Annotated in this window: 15 protein-coding genes; 9 read left to right on the top strand and 6 right to left on the bottom strand. The window is 70.3% G+C overall.

The genetic code is table 11. The features are described from left to right. Positions 1-29 precede the first annotated feature (29 nt). Together BIU91_RS06550 and BIU91_RS06545 are read right to left on the bottom strand one after the other, a co-directional pair. A complete protein-coding gene (locus BIU91_RS06550; protein WP_027466611.1) occupies positions 30-710 on the bottom strand; it encodes a response regulator transcription factor in 681 nt (226 codons plus the stop codon). Continuing rightward, positions 707-1,873, bottom strand: coding sequence for an ATP-binding protein (locus tag BIU91_RS06545; protein WP_071404724.1), 1,167 nt, complete (start codon positions 1,871-1,873; stop codon positions 707-709). The genes BIU91_RS06550 and BIU91_RS06545 overlap by 4 nt, the downstream gene beginning before the upstream one ends. A 146-nt stretch (positions 1,874-2,019) precedes the next feature. Between BIU91_RS06545 and phoU the strand changes: the two genes are divergently transcribed. After that, complete coding sequence (phoU, locus tag BIU91_RS06540; protein WP_027466613.1) at positions 2,020-2,688, top strand: phosphate signaling complex protein PhoU; 669 nt, start codon at positions 2,020-2,022, stop codon at positions 2,686-2,688. 50 nt (positions 2,689-2,738) lie between these two features. Beyond that, positions 2,739-3,287, top strand: a complete 549-nt coding sequence (locus BIU91_RS06535) for an AAA family ATPase (protein WP_035809234.1) — start codon at positions 2,739-2,741, stop codon at positions 3,285-3,287. Between the two features lie 183 nt (positions 3,288-3,470). On the opposite strand, the gene BIU91_RS06530 is transcribed toward BIU91_RS06535, so the two are convergent. Continuing rightward, positions 3,471-4,217: a phosphoglyceromutase gene (locus BIU91_RS06530; protein ID WP_071244006.1), complete on the bottom strand. Its 747-nt coding sequence runs from the start codon at positions 4,215-4,217 to the stop codon at positions 3,471-3,473. A gap of 44 nt (positions 4,218-4,261) precedes the next feature. Here BIU91_RS06530 and BIU91_RS06525 point away from each other — a divergent pair, with 44 nt between their 5' ends. Continuing rightward, a complete protein-coding gene (locus tag BIU91_RS06525; RefSeq protein WP_071404723.1) occupies positions 4,262-5,035 on the top strand; it encodes an SAM-dependent methyltransferase in 774 nt (257 codons plus the stop codon). Between the two features lie 95 nt (positions 5,036-5,130). On the opposite strand, the gene BIU91_RS06520 is transcribed toward BIU91_RS06525, so the two are convergent. The 3 genes from BIU91_RS06520 to BIU91_RS06510 all read right to left on the bottom strand — a co-directional run bounded on the left by BIU91_RS06520 (position 5,131) and on the right by BIU91_RS06510 (position 7,233). Beyond that, the gene (locus BIU91_RS06520) at positions 5,131-6,213 is read right to left on the bottom strand and encodes a folate-binding protein YgfZ (protein WP_071404722.1); all 1,083 of its coding nucleotides are present in this window, start codon (positions 6,211-6,213) and stop codon (positions 5,131-5,133) included. Further along, on the bottom strand, positions 6,213-6,815 hold the full coding sequence (locus BIU91_RS06515; protein ID WP_027466617.1) for an FABP family protein: 603 nt from the start codon (positions 6,813-6,815) through the stop codon (positions 6,213-6,215). Before BIU91_RS06515 ends, BIU91_RS06520 begins: the two co-directional genes overlap by 1 nt. Before the next feature lie 136 nt (positions 6,816-6,951). Continuing rightward, positions 6,952-7,233: a hypothetical protein gene (locus BIU91_RS06510; protein WP_128780538.1), complete on the bottom strand. Its 282-nt coding sequence runs from the start codon at positions 7,231-7,233 to the stop codon at positions 6,952-6,954. A gap of 180 nt (positions 7,234-7,413) precedes the next feature. Between BIU91_RS06510 and BIU91_RS06505 the strand changes: the two genes are divergently transcribed. From BIU91_RS06505 to pstS, 6 genes are all read left to right on the top strand, one after another. Next, positions 7,414-8,097 (top strand): response regulator transcription factor, encoded by a 684-nt coding sequence (locus BIU91_RS06505; protein ID WP_017888078.1) that lies wholly within the window; start codon positions 7,414-7,416, stop codon positions 8,095-8,097. After that, the gene (gene mshD / locus BIU91_RS06500) at positions 8,097-8,939 is read left to right on the top strand and encodes a mycothiol synthase (protein WP_071404721.1); all 843 of its coding nucleotides are present in this window, start codon (positions 8,097-8,099) and stop codon (positions 8,937-8,939) included. The genes BIU91_RS06505 and mshD overlap by 1 nt, the downstream gene beginning before the upstream one ends. Before the next feature lie 83 nt (positions 8,940-9,022). Then, positions 9,023-9,616 (top strand): hypothetical protein, encoded by a 594-nt coding sequence (locus BIU91_RS06495; protein WP_071404720.1) that lies wholly within the window; start codon positions 9,023-9,025, stop codon positions 9,614-9,616. Between the two features lie 116 nt (positions 9,617-9,732). Then, positions 9,733-11,898, top strand: a complete 2,166-nt coding sequence (locus tag BIU91_RS06490; protein WP_071404719.1) for an RNA degradosome polyphosphate kinase — start codon at positions 9,733-9,735, stop codon at positions 11,896-11,898. Then, on the top strand, positions 11,895-12,842 hold the full coding sequence (locus tag BIU91_RS06485) for an NUDIX domain-containing protein (RefSeq protein WP_071404718.1): 948 nt from the start codon (positions 11,895-11,897) through the stop codon (positions 12,840-12,842). Before BIU91_RS06490 ends, BIU91_RS06485 begins: the two co-directional genes overlap by 4 nt. A 420-nt stretch (positions 12,843-13,262) precedes the next feature. Next, the gene (gene pstS / locus BIU91_RS06480; RefSeq protein ID WP_071404717.1) at positions 13,263-14,369 is read left to right on the top strand and encodes a phosphate ABC transporter substrate-binding protein PstS; all 1,107 of its coding nucleotides are present in this window, start codon (positions 13,263-13,265) and stop codon (positions 14,367-14,369) included. Positions 14,370-14,561: the final 192 nt, after the last annotated feature.

Below are 14,561 nucleotides of genomic sequence, written 5' to 3'. Positions count from 1 at the left end.
ACTCGCACCGGGCCTCCTGTCCGTCCGTCTCAGGCCTCGATGCGGTACCCGAGACCGCGGACCGTCACCAGGATCTCGGGGGTCGACGGGACCCGCTCGATCTTCGAGCGGATGCGCTTGATGTGCACGTCGAGGGTCTTGGTGTCACCGAAGTAGTCGGAACCCCACACCCGGTCGATGAGCTGCCCGCGGGTCAGCACACGGCCGGCGTTCCGGAGCAGCAGCTCGAGGAGCTCGAACTCCTTGAGCGGCATCGGGGTCTCGGACCCGTCGACCGACACCGTGTGCCGCTCGACGTCCATCCGGATGCCGCCGACCTGCAGGATGCCGCTGTCTGCCGGGTCGTCCTCGGTCCGGCGACGGAGCACGGCACGGATCCGGGCCAGGAGCTCCCGGGTCGAGTACGGCTTCGTCACGTAGTCGTCGGCGCCGAGCTCGAGCCCGACGACGATGTCCACCTCCGAGTCCTTCGCGGTCAGCATAATGATCGGCGCGTTCGACCGGGTCCGGATCTGCCGGCACACCTCGGTGCCGCTCAGGCCCGGCAGCATGAGGTCGAGGAGCACCAGGTCGGGGTTCTCCGCGTCGAACTTCGACAGCGCGGTCACGCCGTCGGCAGCGACGGAGGTCTCGTACCCCTCGCGCTGCAGCAGGAACTCCAGGGGCTCGCTCAGGGCCGGCTCGTCGTCGACGATGAGGATCTTGGTCACGATGGCTGCTCTTCCAGTTGCTCTTCGAGTGCTGTGGTCAGTTCGGGATCTGCCTCGGGCAGACGGATGGTGAAGGTCGAGCCCTTACCGGGCTGCGACCAGACGCGCACGTCACCACCGTGGTTGCTGACGACGTGCTTGACGATCGCGAGCCCGAGGCCGGTGCCCCCGGTGGCGCGCGACCGTGCGGGATCGACACGGTAGAACCGTTCGAAGACGCGGTCGAGGTCGGCCTCGGGGATGCCGACGCCCTGGTCGGTGATGGCGATCTCGACGAAGCCCTTCGAGGACCGGACGCCCACGCCGACGCGGGTGTTGTCCGGCGAGTACTTCACCGCGTTGGCGATGAGGTTCGACACCGCGACCTGCAGCAGCCCGCGGTCGCCCATCACCCGCAGCTTCGACTTCTTGGCGCGGATGATCTCGATCGAGCGGGCGCGGGCGACGACCTCGTTCGCGTCGATCGCGGCCTGCACGATCTTGTCGATGCCGGTCTCCTCGCTGTTCTCGAGCGCGTCGACGGACTGCAGCCGGGACAGCTCGATGATGTCCTTCGTCAGCGCTCCGAGCCGCTCGGACTCGGTGATGAGCTGCGCGGCGAACTTCTTCACGTGCACGGGGTCGTCGGCGGCGAGGACGAGGGTCTCGGACAGCAGGCCGATGGCGCCGATCGGCGTCTTCAGCTCGTGCGAGATGTTGGCGACGAAGTCGCGGCGGACCTCGTCGATGCGCCGGCTCTCGGTCAGGTCGTCCGCCGTGAGCAGGACGTACCGGTTGCCGAGCTGGGCGGCACGGAAGCTGAGGTAGCCGATGAGCTCCCCGTGGCGACCACGCGGCAGCTCGAGGTCCTCCGACCCCATCTCCCCGCTCTTGCGCACCCGGTCGATGAGCTCGAGCAGTTCGTGGTGCACCAGGCGTCGGCGCACGACGAGCCCCGCCGTGAGGGCCTGGGGGGATGCCGCGACGACGGTGTTCGACGGGTCGATGACGACCGCCGGGTTGTGCATCGTCGCGATGACCGCTGCGACGCCGTCCGGCAGGGTCCGCTCCGCCACGTCGGCAGCACGTGCCGTCCGCTCGGCGGTGATGATCAGCACCACGACGCCCGCGCCGAAGACCCCGCCGAGGAGCATCGACAGTGGCACGAGCCACGCGTTGTCCATGCCGCCAGTGTAGGGATGGTCATGCGGGGTTCCGGTACCGTTCACCGTCTGCGGAAGGCCAGAACGCGAAGCGTTCAGCCCCGCGTCACCGTTCGTTCACCTGGGCTGACGACACTCGTCCGGTACGCAGAGAGAGGTACTCCCCCATGCGCGAAGTCTTCCAGCAGGAACTCCAGGACGTCCAGGAGCGACTGACCGAGATCGCCGGGCTCGTCGAGTCCGCCATCACCCGAGCCACGCAGGCCTTCAGCGACTCCGACGTCGCCCTCGCCGAAGAGGTGATCGCCGACGACGAGAAGATCGACCTCGCCGCGAACAGCCTCGACGAGATCGCGATCGACATCCTCGCCCGCCAGGCACCGGTGGCCCGCGACCTGCGCGTCGTCGTCACCGCCCTGCGCGTCAGCTCCTCGCTCGAGCGCATGGGCGACATGGCCGAGCACATCGCGCAGCTCGCTCGCCAGCGCTTCCCCGAGAAGGTCGTGCCGAAGGGCCTGCGCAGCACGTTCAAGGAGATGGGCCGGCACGACGTCGCGATGGCGCAGAAGCTCACGCGGCTGCTCGCCACCGAGGACATCGCGCTGTCGGCCGAGATCCGCGACGAGGACGACGCCGTCGACGAGCTGCACGCCAGCGTCTTCGACTTCGTGCTCGGCGAGGCCTGGAAGGGCGGTCCGATCGACACCGTCGACGCCACCCTGGCCTCCCGCTACCACGAGCGCTTCGCCGACCACGCGGTCTCGATCGCCAAGAAGGTCGAGTACCTGGCGACCGGCGACTGGACCGGCGCGTCCACCTCGACCGCGGCGGTCTGACCCGGCCCGATCGGTCTGACCCGACCCGATCGGTCTGCGAGGATCGTGGCATGGCCCAGGTCGCGATCATCGTCAACGGCATGCCCGGTTCCGGCAAGAGCAGCATCGGCACGGCACTCGCCGAGGTGCTCGGCTGCCCGTTCCTGTCGAAGGACCGCATCAAGGAGCCGCTTGCCGACGTCGTCGGCCCGATGATCGCCTCGCGCCCGCTCGGCGGCATCGCGATGGACACGATGTGGTCCATGGCGCGGGCCGTCGAGAACGGGGTCGTCCTCGACGCCGTCTGGCTGCCGTCGCGTGACCGGGACCTCCTGGAGGCCGGACTCGCGTCCGCCGGGTCGCCGCGCGCCGTCGAGGTGTGGTGCGACACGGACCGCGCCACCGCCGAGCAGCGGCTGCGCGACCGGTACGAGCCGGGCACCGTGCCGGTGCGGCACGAGGTGCACGGGGACCTGGCCGACGTGCTGGCCTTCTGGGACGAGCACGGCGACGACGCCCGGCCCGTCGGACTGCCCGGCGTCCCGGTGATCCGGGTCGACACGACGAAGCCCTACGACGTCGGCGCCCTGGTGCAGGAGATCGCGTCGCACTTCGTCTGACCAGCCACGGCTCGTCGAGCCGACCACGCTGCCGAAGCGACAGGTCGTCGACGGGGCGATCCGTTCCTCCTGGCAGAGCGACAGGAGTCGGCAGAACGTTCGCGACCCACTGTCGCCTTCGCGAAGCCCCGCACACACACGAACGCCCCGCCCGGATGCCGGACGGGGCGTTCTGCGTGGGTGCTACTTCTTGGCTCCCTGGGCGGCCACGGCGGCGGCGCCGGCTGCGGCGGCCTCGGGGTCCAGGTAGTACGCGGGCTTCGTCGGCGTGAAGTCGTCGTCGAGCTCGTACACCAGCGGGATGCCCGTCGGGATGTTCAGGCCGGCGATGTCGTCGTCGGAGATGCCGTCGAGGTGCTTCACGAGCGCACGCAGCGAGTTGCCGTGGGCCGTGACCAGCACGGTCTTGCCGGCGGCGAGGTCCTTCGTGATGTCGGACTCCCAGTACGGCAGCAGGCGGTCGATCACGAGCTTGAGCGACTCGGTGCGGGGCAGCTGGTCGCCGAGCTCGGCGTAGCGACGGTCACCGAACTGCGACCACTCGGCGTCGTCGGCGATGGGGGGCGGCGGGACGTCGAACGAACGGCGCCACTCCATGAACTGCTGCTCGCCGTACTCGGCCAGCGTCTGGGCCTTGTCCTTGCCCTGCAGGTCGCCGTAGTGGCGCTCGTTGAGGCGCCAGTCGCGCTTCACCGGCAGCCAGGCCAGGTCGGCCTGCAGCAGCGCGATGTCCGCCGTCTGGATCGCACGGGTCAGGAGCGAGGTGTACAGGACGTCGGGGACGATGCCGGACTCGGCGATGAGGTCGCCGGCGCGCTTCGCCTCCTTCTCGCCCAGCTCGCTGAGCCGGACGTCGACCCAACCGGTGAACAGGTTCTTCTGGTTCCAGTCACTGTTGCCGTGACGGAGCAGGACGAGCGTGGAGGTCATGCCTCCGAGTCTACCGAGCGGTACCGGCCCCGTACCCTTGACGCATGCCCATCGGGAACGTGACGCGCGGGACGACCGGGTACAACCGGCTCCGCCGCGTCGACCGGTGGATCGCGACCCTGCCGGTGCTGCGCCGGACGGACGACCCGCTCGTCGCCGACGTCGGCTACGGGGCATCGCCGACCACCACGCTCGAACTGCGCGACCGGCTGGCGGCCGTCCGACCCGACGTCGAGGTGACCGGCATCGAGATCGAGCCCTCGCGGGTTGCGCTCGCGAACGCCGGGACCCGCGACGGCGTGACGTTCCGTCTGGGGGGCTTCGAGACGCCGACGCCCGGGCAGCGCCGGCCCGCCGTCATCCGGGCCTTCAACGTGCTGCGGCAGTACGACGAGTCCGCGGTGGTCGGGTCGTGGCGGATCATGCAGGACCGGCTGCAACCCGGCGGTGCGCTCGTCGAGGGGACCTGCAACGAGGTCGGTCGGGTCGCATCGTGGGTGACGCTCGACGACGTCGCGCCGCAGACCTTCACGGTGTCGCTCCGGCTCGCCGGGCTCGACGTGCCCTCGATCGTCGCCGAGCGCCTGCCGAAGGCCCTGATCCACCGCAACGTGCCCGGCGAACGGGTGCACGCGTTCCTGCGCGACCTCGACCTGTCGTGGGCGGTCGCCGCACCGCTCGGCACGTACGGGCCCCGGCAGCGGTGGATCGCCACCGTGCGCGGGATGCGTGACCGCGGCTGGCCGGTGCTGCACGGGGTGACGCGCTGGCGGCTCGGTGAGCTCAGCGTCCCGTGGGCGGCCGTCGAGCCCGCCTGACGCTGCGACGCAAGACACCGGTGTTCGCGCTCCGAACACCCGCAAACCGCGGTGCGACCGGCGAACACCGGTGTTTTGCGACCGCCAACGGGGAGCTAGGAGCGCTTGACGGCTCCGAGGCGGGGCAGGCGCGGGACGTTCGCCGTCGCACCGGCCTCGGGCGGGACGATGGTCTCCTGCGCGGCGGTCACCACGACGTCGTCGGCCTCGAGCCGCAGCGTCGCGGTGGGGTCGAGGGAACGCTTCACCACGGCGAGCCCGATCGGACCGAGCTCGTGGTGGATCGCCGAGGCCGAGAGCCGACCGACCTGCTTGTCGTCGAGCAGCACGGGGGTGCCGGGCGCCGGCAGCACGCCGTCGGACCCGTCGAGGTGCAGCAGCACGGCCCGACGCGGCGGGTGCCCGAGGTTGTGGACCTTGGCGACGGTCTCCTGCCCGCGGTAGCAGCCCTTCGACAGGTGCACGGCGGAACGCAGCCAGTCGAGCTCGTGCGGGATCGTCCGCTCGTCGACGTCGGACAGGGTCGGGCGCCAGGCGGCGATCCGCAGCGCCTCGTACGCGAGCAGCCCCGCGACGGGCACGTCCGACGCGGCGATCGCGGCCGCGGTGCCGGGGGTGACCACGGCGATGCGGAGGGTCCAGTCGGAGCCGGGGTGGGCCTCCTGGTCGGCGTAGCCCCATCCGCCCGGCGTGACGGCGCCCCATGGGTCGACCCACTCGGCGACGGGCGGTTCCGGCAGTTCGACGGACGCGAGCGGGGCGCCCGCCCCGAACCAGCCGAGGGTGACGAAGTCGGCGGAGCGGTCGGCGACCTCGACCCGGAGCATGAAGCGCATCGAGTCGAGCCACCCGGCGAGCGGCGCTGCGTCAGCGCGCTCGGTGAGCAGCCAGACCGTGGCACCGTCGTCGACGACGCGAGCCGCGTGCTCGACGCGTCCGGCCTGGTCGAGGACGAGCGTCTCGGTGCTGACGCCGGTCGGCAACCCGGTGAGCTGCTGCGAGGTGATCGAGTTGAGCCACGACAACCGGTCCGGTCCGGAGACGGTGACGACACCGAGTCCGAGCTCGACGACGGCACGCCCCCGGGTCAGCAGGCGCTGCTCCCCGATCGGGTTGCCGAAGTGCGCGGCGACGGAGTCGGCCGCGACGAAGCCGTCACGCGCGGCGAACACCGACATCAGTCGACCTTCGCGAGCTGCCCCGAGGCGTGCGAGGTGAGTTCGCGACCGAGCGCGGCGATGTCCCACGCCCAGAAGAGCTTGCCCTCGACCAGCCCGTACAGGCGGGTCGCGGCGGAGTAGTCCTTCGCGTTCGGCGAGCGCAGTACGGCGTCGGTCGACAGGTCGATCCGGCCCTTCAGCACACGGCCGACGTAGAGCTCGTTGACGCCCGTCGGGTGGATGATCGCGGCCTCGACGTCGAAGCCGTCGGTCGTGTTGCGGAGCGCCTCGACGCTCTCGACCGTGCTGAAGGGCGTTGGCCCGTCGCCCAGGAGCATCGCGGGGCCGCGGTCGCCCGGCTCGGTCGGACGGTCGATCCGCCAGTAGCCCATCTCGGCGGCGAGCGGGGTGTGGTCGTCGTCGAGCAGCCACGTGGTCGACGAGTAGTTCAGGTACGGCAGACCGTCGTGGCTGAAGCTGACGCGCTGGCCGAACTCGTAGTTCCGGACCTCGTCGTCGTCACCGACCGGGTACTCCACGACGCCGGTGCCCTCCCACACGCCGACCAGCCACGACAGCGGGACCAGTTCGGGGGCGAGGCCCTCGGGCAGCTCGATCAACGCTGGCCCTTGAACAGCTTCACGACGACGACCACCGAGATGAACGCGATCGCGAGCGACGCCAGGCCGAGGAGGCCGACGTAGAAGAGCTCGAGCGCAAGCAGCGAATCCATGCTCGGAGTCTACGCGGCTCGGCTCAACGCGCCAGGAGCACCACCGCGGTGACGAGGACCACGACGAACGCCCCGGACGACGCGATGCTGATCCGTTCGACCAGACCGTCCTTCGTGGCGGTGATGAGCTGCAGCACGAAGCTGACCATCACGCAGGCGACGAAGACGAGCAGCAGCCAGGCGAAGGCGTCGCGCTCGGCCACGGTCAGCACGAGCACGGCCCCGACGACCGCCAGCACCCAGACCGGCAGGACGGACGTCAGCCGCAGGCGACGCTGGTCGGTGGGGTGCACGGGCTCGGTCACGCGCTCCATCATGGCAGGGACGTGCGGAACGCACGCACCGTGCCGTTCCGAACGCACGCACCGTGCGGTGCGGTGGTCGCGCCGTGCGGTGCGGGATGACGCGCAATCCGTCCGGCCGGATGAGTCCTTCCCGAGCATCACTAGGATGTCTCCACGACGTCATCCACCTCCGGAGGTCCTGTGGCACAGCTCCTGGTACTCACCTCGACCGCGCCCGGAGACGTCCTGCCGAGCCTGGGCCTCCTGAGCCACCGGATCCGCCACGTGCCGGCCGAGGCCGCACAGCTGGTCAACGCCCCGCAGAGCGACCTGATGTTCGTGGACGCGCGCACCGACCTGGTCAGCGCGAAGGCCCTGTGCAAGATCCTCGCCTCGTCGGGGTCGACCACGCCGATCGTGCTCGTCGTCACCGAGGGCGGGCTGACCGCGGTGAACAGCGACTGGAACGTCGACGACGTCGTGCTCGAGAGCGCGGGCCCGGCCGAGATCGACGCCCGCATCCGGCTGTCGGCCGGTCGTGCGGCGAAGGGCCAGACGAGCTCGAAGATCCAGGCGTCCGGTGTCGTCATCGACGAGGCCAGCTACTCCGCCAAGGTGCGCGGCCGGCCGCTCGACCTGACGTTCAAGGAGTTCGAGCTCCTGCGCTTCTTCGCCACCCACCCGTCACGCGTCTTCACCCGCGAGCAGCTGCTCAGCGAGGTCTGGGGCTACGACTACTTCGGTGGCACCCGCACGGTCGACGTGCACGTCCGACGACTGCGCGCCAAGCTCGGCGACCTCGAGTCGCTCATCGGCACCGTCCGCAACGTCGGGTACCGCTTCAACGTCTACGACGACGAGGCCGAGCGCCTGATGGGGCAGTAGTGCTGCCCGACCTCGGCAGCTTCGTCGCCCCCGGCGAGGCTCCCCCGTTCTCCGACCAGACCCTGGTCGACGTCCGCGCGGGGCGCGCGACCGTCCTGACGGTCGACCACGGGGTCGCCGTGGTCCGTGACGGCGAGCTGGAACTCGTCGTCGCCCAGGAGGCCCGTGGCCAGGGCATCGGCACGGCCCTGGTGACGCAGGCACTCGCGCTGGGCGGCGGGGCCGCTCCGCGGCTCGCGTGGGCGCACGGGGACCACCCGGCAGCGCGAGCGCTGGCCGACCGGTTCGGCTGGCGCGCGGTCCGCACGCTGCTGCAGCTCCGGGCGCCCGTCGCCGACTCCGATGTGGACGTCGCCGCCGACGCTGATGCCGACGTCGCGCTGCCCGACAGCTACTCGCTGTCGGCGTTCCGCCCCGGCACCGACGACGAGACCGACTGGCTCGCGCTGAACGCCGCCGCCTTCGCCCACCACCCCGAGCAGGGTCGGATGACGCTCGACGACCTGCACGCCCGCGAATCCGACGACTGGTTCGCAGGCGAGGACCTGCTGCTGCTCCGCGATGCCTCCGGGCAGCTCGCCGGCTCGTGCTGGCTCAAGGTCGAGGACGGCATCGGCGAGTTCTACGCCGTCGCCGTCCGGCCCGACCTGCAGGGGCAGCGGCTCGGCGGCGTGCTCATGCGTGCGGGCACCGCTCGGCTGCGCGGCCGCGGCCTGACCGCCGCCGCACTGTACGTCGAGGGGGACAACGAGCCGGCGCTGGCGCTGTACCGGCGCTCGGGGTTCACGCAGCACGCGATCGACGTGCAGTACGCGGCGCCGGAGCAACCCTCAGGTCACTGATACGCTGCGCCCATGATCCAGGGGGACCAGGGCGGATCGCCCATCGAACGACGACGTCCGGACACACGCTCGGGGGCAGGGCGGTGAACTTCAACCCGTCGCCGGTGTTCCTCGCGATGGCCGCGATGGTCGCCATCCCCGCCGTCGTCACCGCACTCGTCCGCCAGAGCGACCGGAAGCGACCCCCGTCGACGGTCGTCGGGGACGAGGCGTACGGCGTGCTCTTCACCGTCCGCGCTCGCCGGTGGAACTACCTGCTGCTCCGGATCATCGGGATCGTCTTCATCGTGGTCGGCGGGTTCTTCCTGCTGGCCGCACTCGCCCTGCTCGACGACCCCGAGGCGATCGGGATGCTCCTCGGCGGTCTCGGCATCGGGCTGTTCGGGCTGCTGTTCGTCTACCTGGGCGTCGGGCAGAAGCGGCGCCGGGTCGAGGCGTACGACTCGCAGCTGGTCGTCACGCCGATGTTCCGTGCCGCCCGGACCGTCGACCCCGCTGCCATCAAGCACATCCGGCCCACGACGAACCGCTTCGGCGGCCTGGACGTCAAGGTGCACGGCCAGCGCGGGGTGATCAGTGTCCTGTCCATCGATGCCGCCTACCCCGAGTTCTGCGCGTGGCTCGAGCAGCGGGCGCCGGCGCAGTGGGGCGCGTTCGTGCAGGTCTTCGCGCGCTGAGCGCAGCACCTCGGTCCGTCGCGGCCGTTCCTGCACAACCGAACGGTTCACCGCCGGTTTCCACAGCGTCCACCGAGGCCCCTCCGGTGGCAGGGGCCGGGTGGCAGGATGTGGGGATGGACACCGAACCGCAGCTCGACGGCGAATCCGTCGCACCCGACCTCGACGACTTCGACGAGGTCGTCGAGATCGAGCACGAGTCGCTGCCGACGGACCGCTACTTCGACCGCGAGCTGAGTTGGCTGCGGTTCAACCAGCGCGTGCTCGAGCTGGGCGAAGACCGCACGCAGCCCCTGCTGGAGCGGGCGAACTTCCTGGCGATCTTCGCGTCCAACCTCGACGAGTTCTTCATGGTCCGCGTCGCCGGCCTGAAGCGCCGCATCGACACCGGCATCGCCGTCCCGACCAACGTCGGCCGTGCTCCCAGCGACGTCCTGCGGGACATCGCGAAGAAGGCCCACGAGCTGCAGGACCGTCACGCCCAGGCCTTCATCGGGTCGCTCAAGCCCGACCTCGACGCCGCGGGCATCCACATCGAGCACTGGTCCGACCTCGACGAAGCCGACCGGCAGCGGATGCGGGAGTACTTCAACGAGCAGATCTTCCCGGTGCTCATGCCCCTGGCCGTCGACCCGGCGCACCCGTTCCCCTACATCTCCGGGCTCTCGCTCAACCTGGCGGTGCGGGTCCGCAACCCGAAGTCGCAGCGCCAGGAGTTCGCGCGTCTCAAGGTGCCGCAGAACTTCTCGCGCTTCATCAAGCTCCCCGACGACAACTCCGGCCGGATGCGCTTCATCCCGCTCGAAGACCTCATCGCGAACCACCTCGACGACCTGTTCCCGGGGATGGAGGTCCTCGAGCACCACGTGTTCCGGGTCACCCGCAACGAGGACGTCGAGATCGAGGAGGACGAGGCCGAGAACCTCATCCAGGCCCTCGAGCGCGAGCTCCTGCGCCGCCGGTTCGGTCCGCCGATCCGCCTCGAGATCACCGAGGACATGGACCCGGTGACCCTCGACCTGCTCGTGCGTGAGCTCGACATCACCGAGGAAGAGGTCTTCCGGCTGCCGTCGCCGCTCGACCTCGGCGGATTGTTCGAGATCTCCAAGATCAACCGTCCGGACCTGCACTACCCGAAGCACGTGCCGACCACCCCGGTGCAGTTCCAGCCGGGTGAGCCGAACACGAAGCCGGACCTGTTCCGCGCGATCAAGGCGAACGACGTCCTGGTCCACCACCCCTACGAGTCCTTCGCCACGAGCGTGCAGGCGTTCCTCGAGCAGGCCGCGGCCGATCCGAACGTCCTGGCGATCAAGCAGACCCTGTACCGCACCTCCGGCGACAGCCCCATCGTCGAAGCGCTCATCGACGCCGCGGCCGCGGGCAAGCAGGTCCTCGCCCTGGTCGAGATCAAGGCCCGCTTCGACGAGCAGAACAACATCACCTGGGCCCGGAAGCTCGAGAAGGCCGGCGTGCACGTCGTCTACGGCTTGGTCGGGCTGAAGACGCACTCGAAGCTCGTGCTCGTCATCCGGCAAGAGGGCGGGACGCTCAAGCACTACAGCCACATCGGCACGGGCAACTACAACCCGAAGACCTCGCGCATCTACGAGGACATGGGGCTCTTCACCTCGGACGACACGGTGGGCAAGGACCTCACCCGCCTGTTCAACGAGCTGTCCGGCTACGCCATCGAGAAGAAGTTCAAGCGCCTGCTCGTGGCACCGCTGCACCTGCGGAAGGGCCTGCTCAAGCGCATCCAGACCGAGGCTGCCAACGCCCGGGCCGGCAAGCCCTCGGGCATCCGGATCAAGGTCAACTCGATGGTCGACGAGCAGATCATCGACGCGCTGTACCTGGCGAGCCAGGCCGGGGTGCCGATCGACGTGTGGGTGCGCGGCATCTGCTCGCTCAAGCCGGGCATGGAAGGCGTCAGCGACACCATCCGCGTGCGGAGCATCGTCGGGCGCTACCTCGAGCACTCCCGTGCGTTCGCGTTCCACAACGACGGCGACCCCGCGGTGTTCATCGGCAGCGCCGACATGATGCACCGCAACCTCGACCGACGCGTCGAGGCGCTCGTGCGACTGGTCGCCCCGGACCACATCAACGAGGTCCAGGAGATGTTCGACCTGGCGATGGCCGACACCGCCAGCTCGTGGCACCTGGAGTCCGACGGCGAGTGGACACGGCACTCCACGGACGATGCGGGCCGTCCGCTCGAGGACGTGCAGAATGTGACCATGCGGAAGATCTCGGCCCGGAAGCGCTCGACTCGGTGAGCGGCGGTCCCTCGGGCCCCGTCGTCGCTGCGGGTGCGGTCGTCTGGCGCGAACAGGACGGCACGCCCCTCGTGCTGCTCATCCACCGCGACCACCACAAGGACGTCTCCCTGCCCAAGGGCAAGGTGGACCCGGGCGAGGCCGTCCCGACGACCGCCGTGCGCGAGATCGACGAGGAGACCGGGTACCGCGTCCACCTCGGCGCACCGCTCGGCACCGCCGAGTACGTGCTGCCGAACGGTCGCGACAAGGTCGTGCACTACTGGGCGGCCCGCGTCTCGGCCAAGGAGTACGCCCGCGCCGGCGCCTTCGTGCCGAACCACGAGGTCGCCGCGCTCGAGTGGGTCACGATCGACGACGCCCGCAACCGCCTGACGTACGAGCGGGACGTCGCGATCCTCGACCGGTTCGCCGAACGCGCCGCCGCCGGACAGCACCGCACGTTCGCCCTGATCACCCTGCGCCACGCGAAGACGGTGCCCGGCTCGGACTGGGACGGCCCCGACGCCACCCGTCCGCTGCTGCCCGTCGGCCGTTCGCAGGCGAAGGCCGCCGCGGCACCGGTCGCGGCGTTCGGCCCGAAGAAGATCGTGAGCAGCACGGCGGCGCGGTGCCTCGCGACCGTCGAACCGCTGTCCGCCGCGACGAAGCTCGGGGTCTCGAGCACCGCCGACATCAGCCAGGACGCCCACGACCGCGGCGCCGCCGACGTCAAGGGCGTCGTCCGGCGCCGGCTCGACAAGGGCAAGACCGCTGTGTTGTGCTCGCACGGTCCGGTGCTGCCCGACATCATCGCCCGGATCGCCACCGCGACCGCCGACGACTCCGGCCGCTTCGACCTGCGCCGCGCCGCGATGCTGTCCGTCGGGGACTTCTCCGTCATGCACATCGCCGGGGACACCCTCGTCGCGGTCGAGACGCACCGCAACACGATCCCGGCGTAGCCGGCCACCGCCAGACCGCAACGCCGGCCAACCACAGCGCCGCCGCACCGCAGTGCCGCCGCACCGCAGCGCCGCCGCACCGCAGCGCCACCGGACCGCAGCGCCACCGGGCCGCAGCGCAGACGCCCGGTACCCGGCCACACGACGGGGCCGCGCCGCGCCCGGGAACCCGATCCGGGCCTCCCGACCGCTCGTCCGCGATCATGCATGCGCATCTTCCGAACGAGCGCACAGTGCCCCCGATCCTGCTCCCTGCGCGGGAGCGGCGCACGCCGCCCCGACGTGGACAACCCCTCGTTCACCTCCCGTTCACCAGCGGGGGTGATTGCGGTCACCTCGCGTCCCTACAGTCGCTCCCGGGTCGGCACCGGCCCAGGGACCGCAGTGGTCCCACTGCATTCCATTCCCGAAGGGACCCCTGTGAACATCAAGCGAATCGGTTCGATCGCAGCAATCGCGATCGCCGGCGCAGTCGTGCTCTCCTCGTGCGCGGCGAACGAGGACGCGGGCAGCACCGAGTCCTCCTCCACCAGCGGCAGCGACTACTCGAAGCTCTCCGGCACCCTGACCGGCTCCGGCTCGTCGGCACAGCAGACCGCGCAGGCCACCTGGGCCGCCGGTTTCCAGAACGAGGCCTCGGGCGTCACCGTGAACTACACCCCGGACGGCTCGGGCGCTGGTCGCGAGAACTTCATGTCGGGTGCCGCGGACTTCGCCGGCTCGGACGCCGCGCTGAAGGACGAGGAGCTCTCGGGCAAGTTCGAGTCCTGCAAGGCGGACACCAAGGGCATCGACATCCCCGTCTACATCTCCCCGATCGCCATCGCGTACAAGGTCGACGGCGTCAGCGACCTGACCCTCGACGCGAAGACCATCGCGGGCATCTTCTCGGGCAAGATCACCAAGTGGGACGACTCCGAGATCGCCGACCTGAACAAGGACGCGAAGCTGCCGGACGCCGACATCACGGTCGTCCACCGCTCCGACGACTCGGGCACCACGCAGAACTTCTCGGAGTACGTCTCCGCGAACGCCTCGGACGTCTGGACCGAAGAGCCCAGCCAGACCTTCCCGTACTCGGTCGGGGACAGCGCGAAGGGCACCTCCGGTGTCGCCTCCGCGATGGGCAACGCCACCAACGCCATCACCTACATCGACGACTCCGGTGCGGGTGACCTCGACCGCGCGAAGCTGATGGTCGGCGACAAGGCGACCGAGATCTCGGCCGACGGCGCCGCGCAGGTCGTCGCCGACTCGAAGATCGCGACCGGCCGTGAGGACAACGACCTCGCGATCGACATCGACCGCAAGGACACCGCTGACGGTGCCTGGCCGCTGGTCCTCGTCTCCTACGCCATCGCGTGCCAGGAGTACAAGGACGCCGACAAGGCCGAGCTCGTGAAGGGCTACCTCGACTACGTCGTCTCGAGCGCCGCTCAGGACGCCGCTGCCAAGGAGGCCAAGTCGGCCGCCCTCTCCTCCGACCTCGCGTCGAAGGCCAAGGACGCGGTCGCTTCCATCAAGTAAGGCCCCTTGAGCGCCCGGACGCCGGTCCCACCCACTCGACCGGCGTCCGGGCACTCAGCCGTCCAGGACCTCACCCGGACGCGAACCCGTCCAGGACCCACCCGGACGCGCACCCGTCCAGGACCCACCCGGACGCGCACCCGTCCGGGCCCACGGCCCGGACACCGCACCACCACCCCAGAACCCGTCGCC

Source organism: Curtobacterium sp. MMLR14_002, from assembly GCF_001864975.1.
In the GTDB taxonomy this organism is placed as follows: domain Bacteria; phylum Actinomycetota; class Actinomycetes; order Actinomycetales; family Microbacteriaceae; genus Curtobacterium; species Curtobacterium flaccumfaciens.
The sequence above is the reverse complement of the archived record's forward strand: the minus strand, read 5'-3'. Positions and strand labels throughout refer to the sequence as shown.

Coding starts and splice junctions, on each gene's coding strand:
- BIU91_RS06545 (WP_071404724.1), bottom strand. CDS start 1,873: ATGGACAACGCGTGGCTCGTGCCACTGTCGATGCTCCTCGGCGGGGTC.
- BIU91_RS06535 (WP_035809234.1), top strand. CDS start 2,739: ATGGCCCAGGTCGCGATCATCGTCAACGGCATGCCCGGTTCCGGCAAG.
- phoU (WP_027466613.1), top strand. CDS start 2,020: ATGCGCGAAGTCTTCCAGCAGGAACTCCAGGACGTCCAGGAGCGACTG.
- BIU91_RS06520 (WP_071404722.1), bottom strand. CDS start 6,213: ATGTCGGTGTTCGCCGCGCGTGACGGCTTCGTCGCGGCCGACTCCGTC.
- BIU91_RS06525 (WP_071404723.1), top strand. CDS start 4,262: ATGCCCATCGGGAACGTGACGCGCGGGACGACCGGGTACAACCGGCTC.
- BIU91_RS06530 (WP_071244006.1), bottom strand. CDS start 4,217: ATGACCTCCACGCTCGTCCTGCTCCGTCACGGCAACAGTGACTGGAAC.
- BIU91_RS06490 (WP_071404719.1), top strand. CDS start 9,733: ATGGACACCGAACCGCAGCTCGACGGCGAATCCGTCGCACCCGACCTC.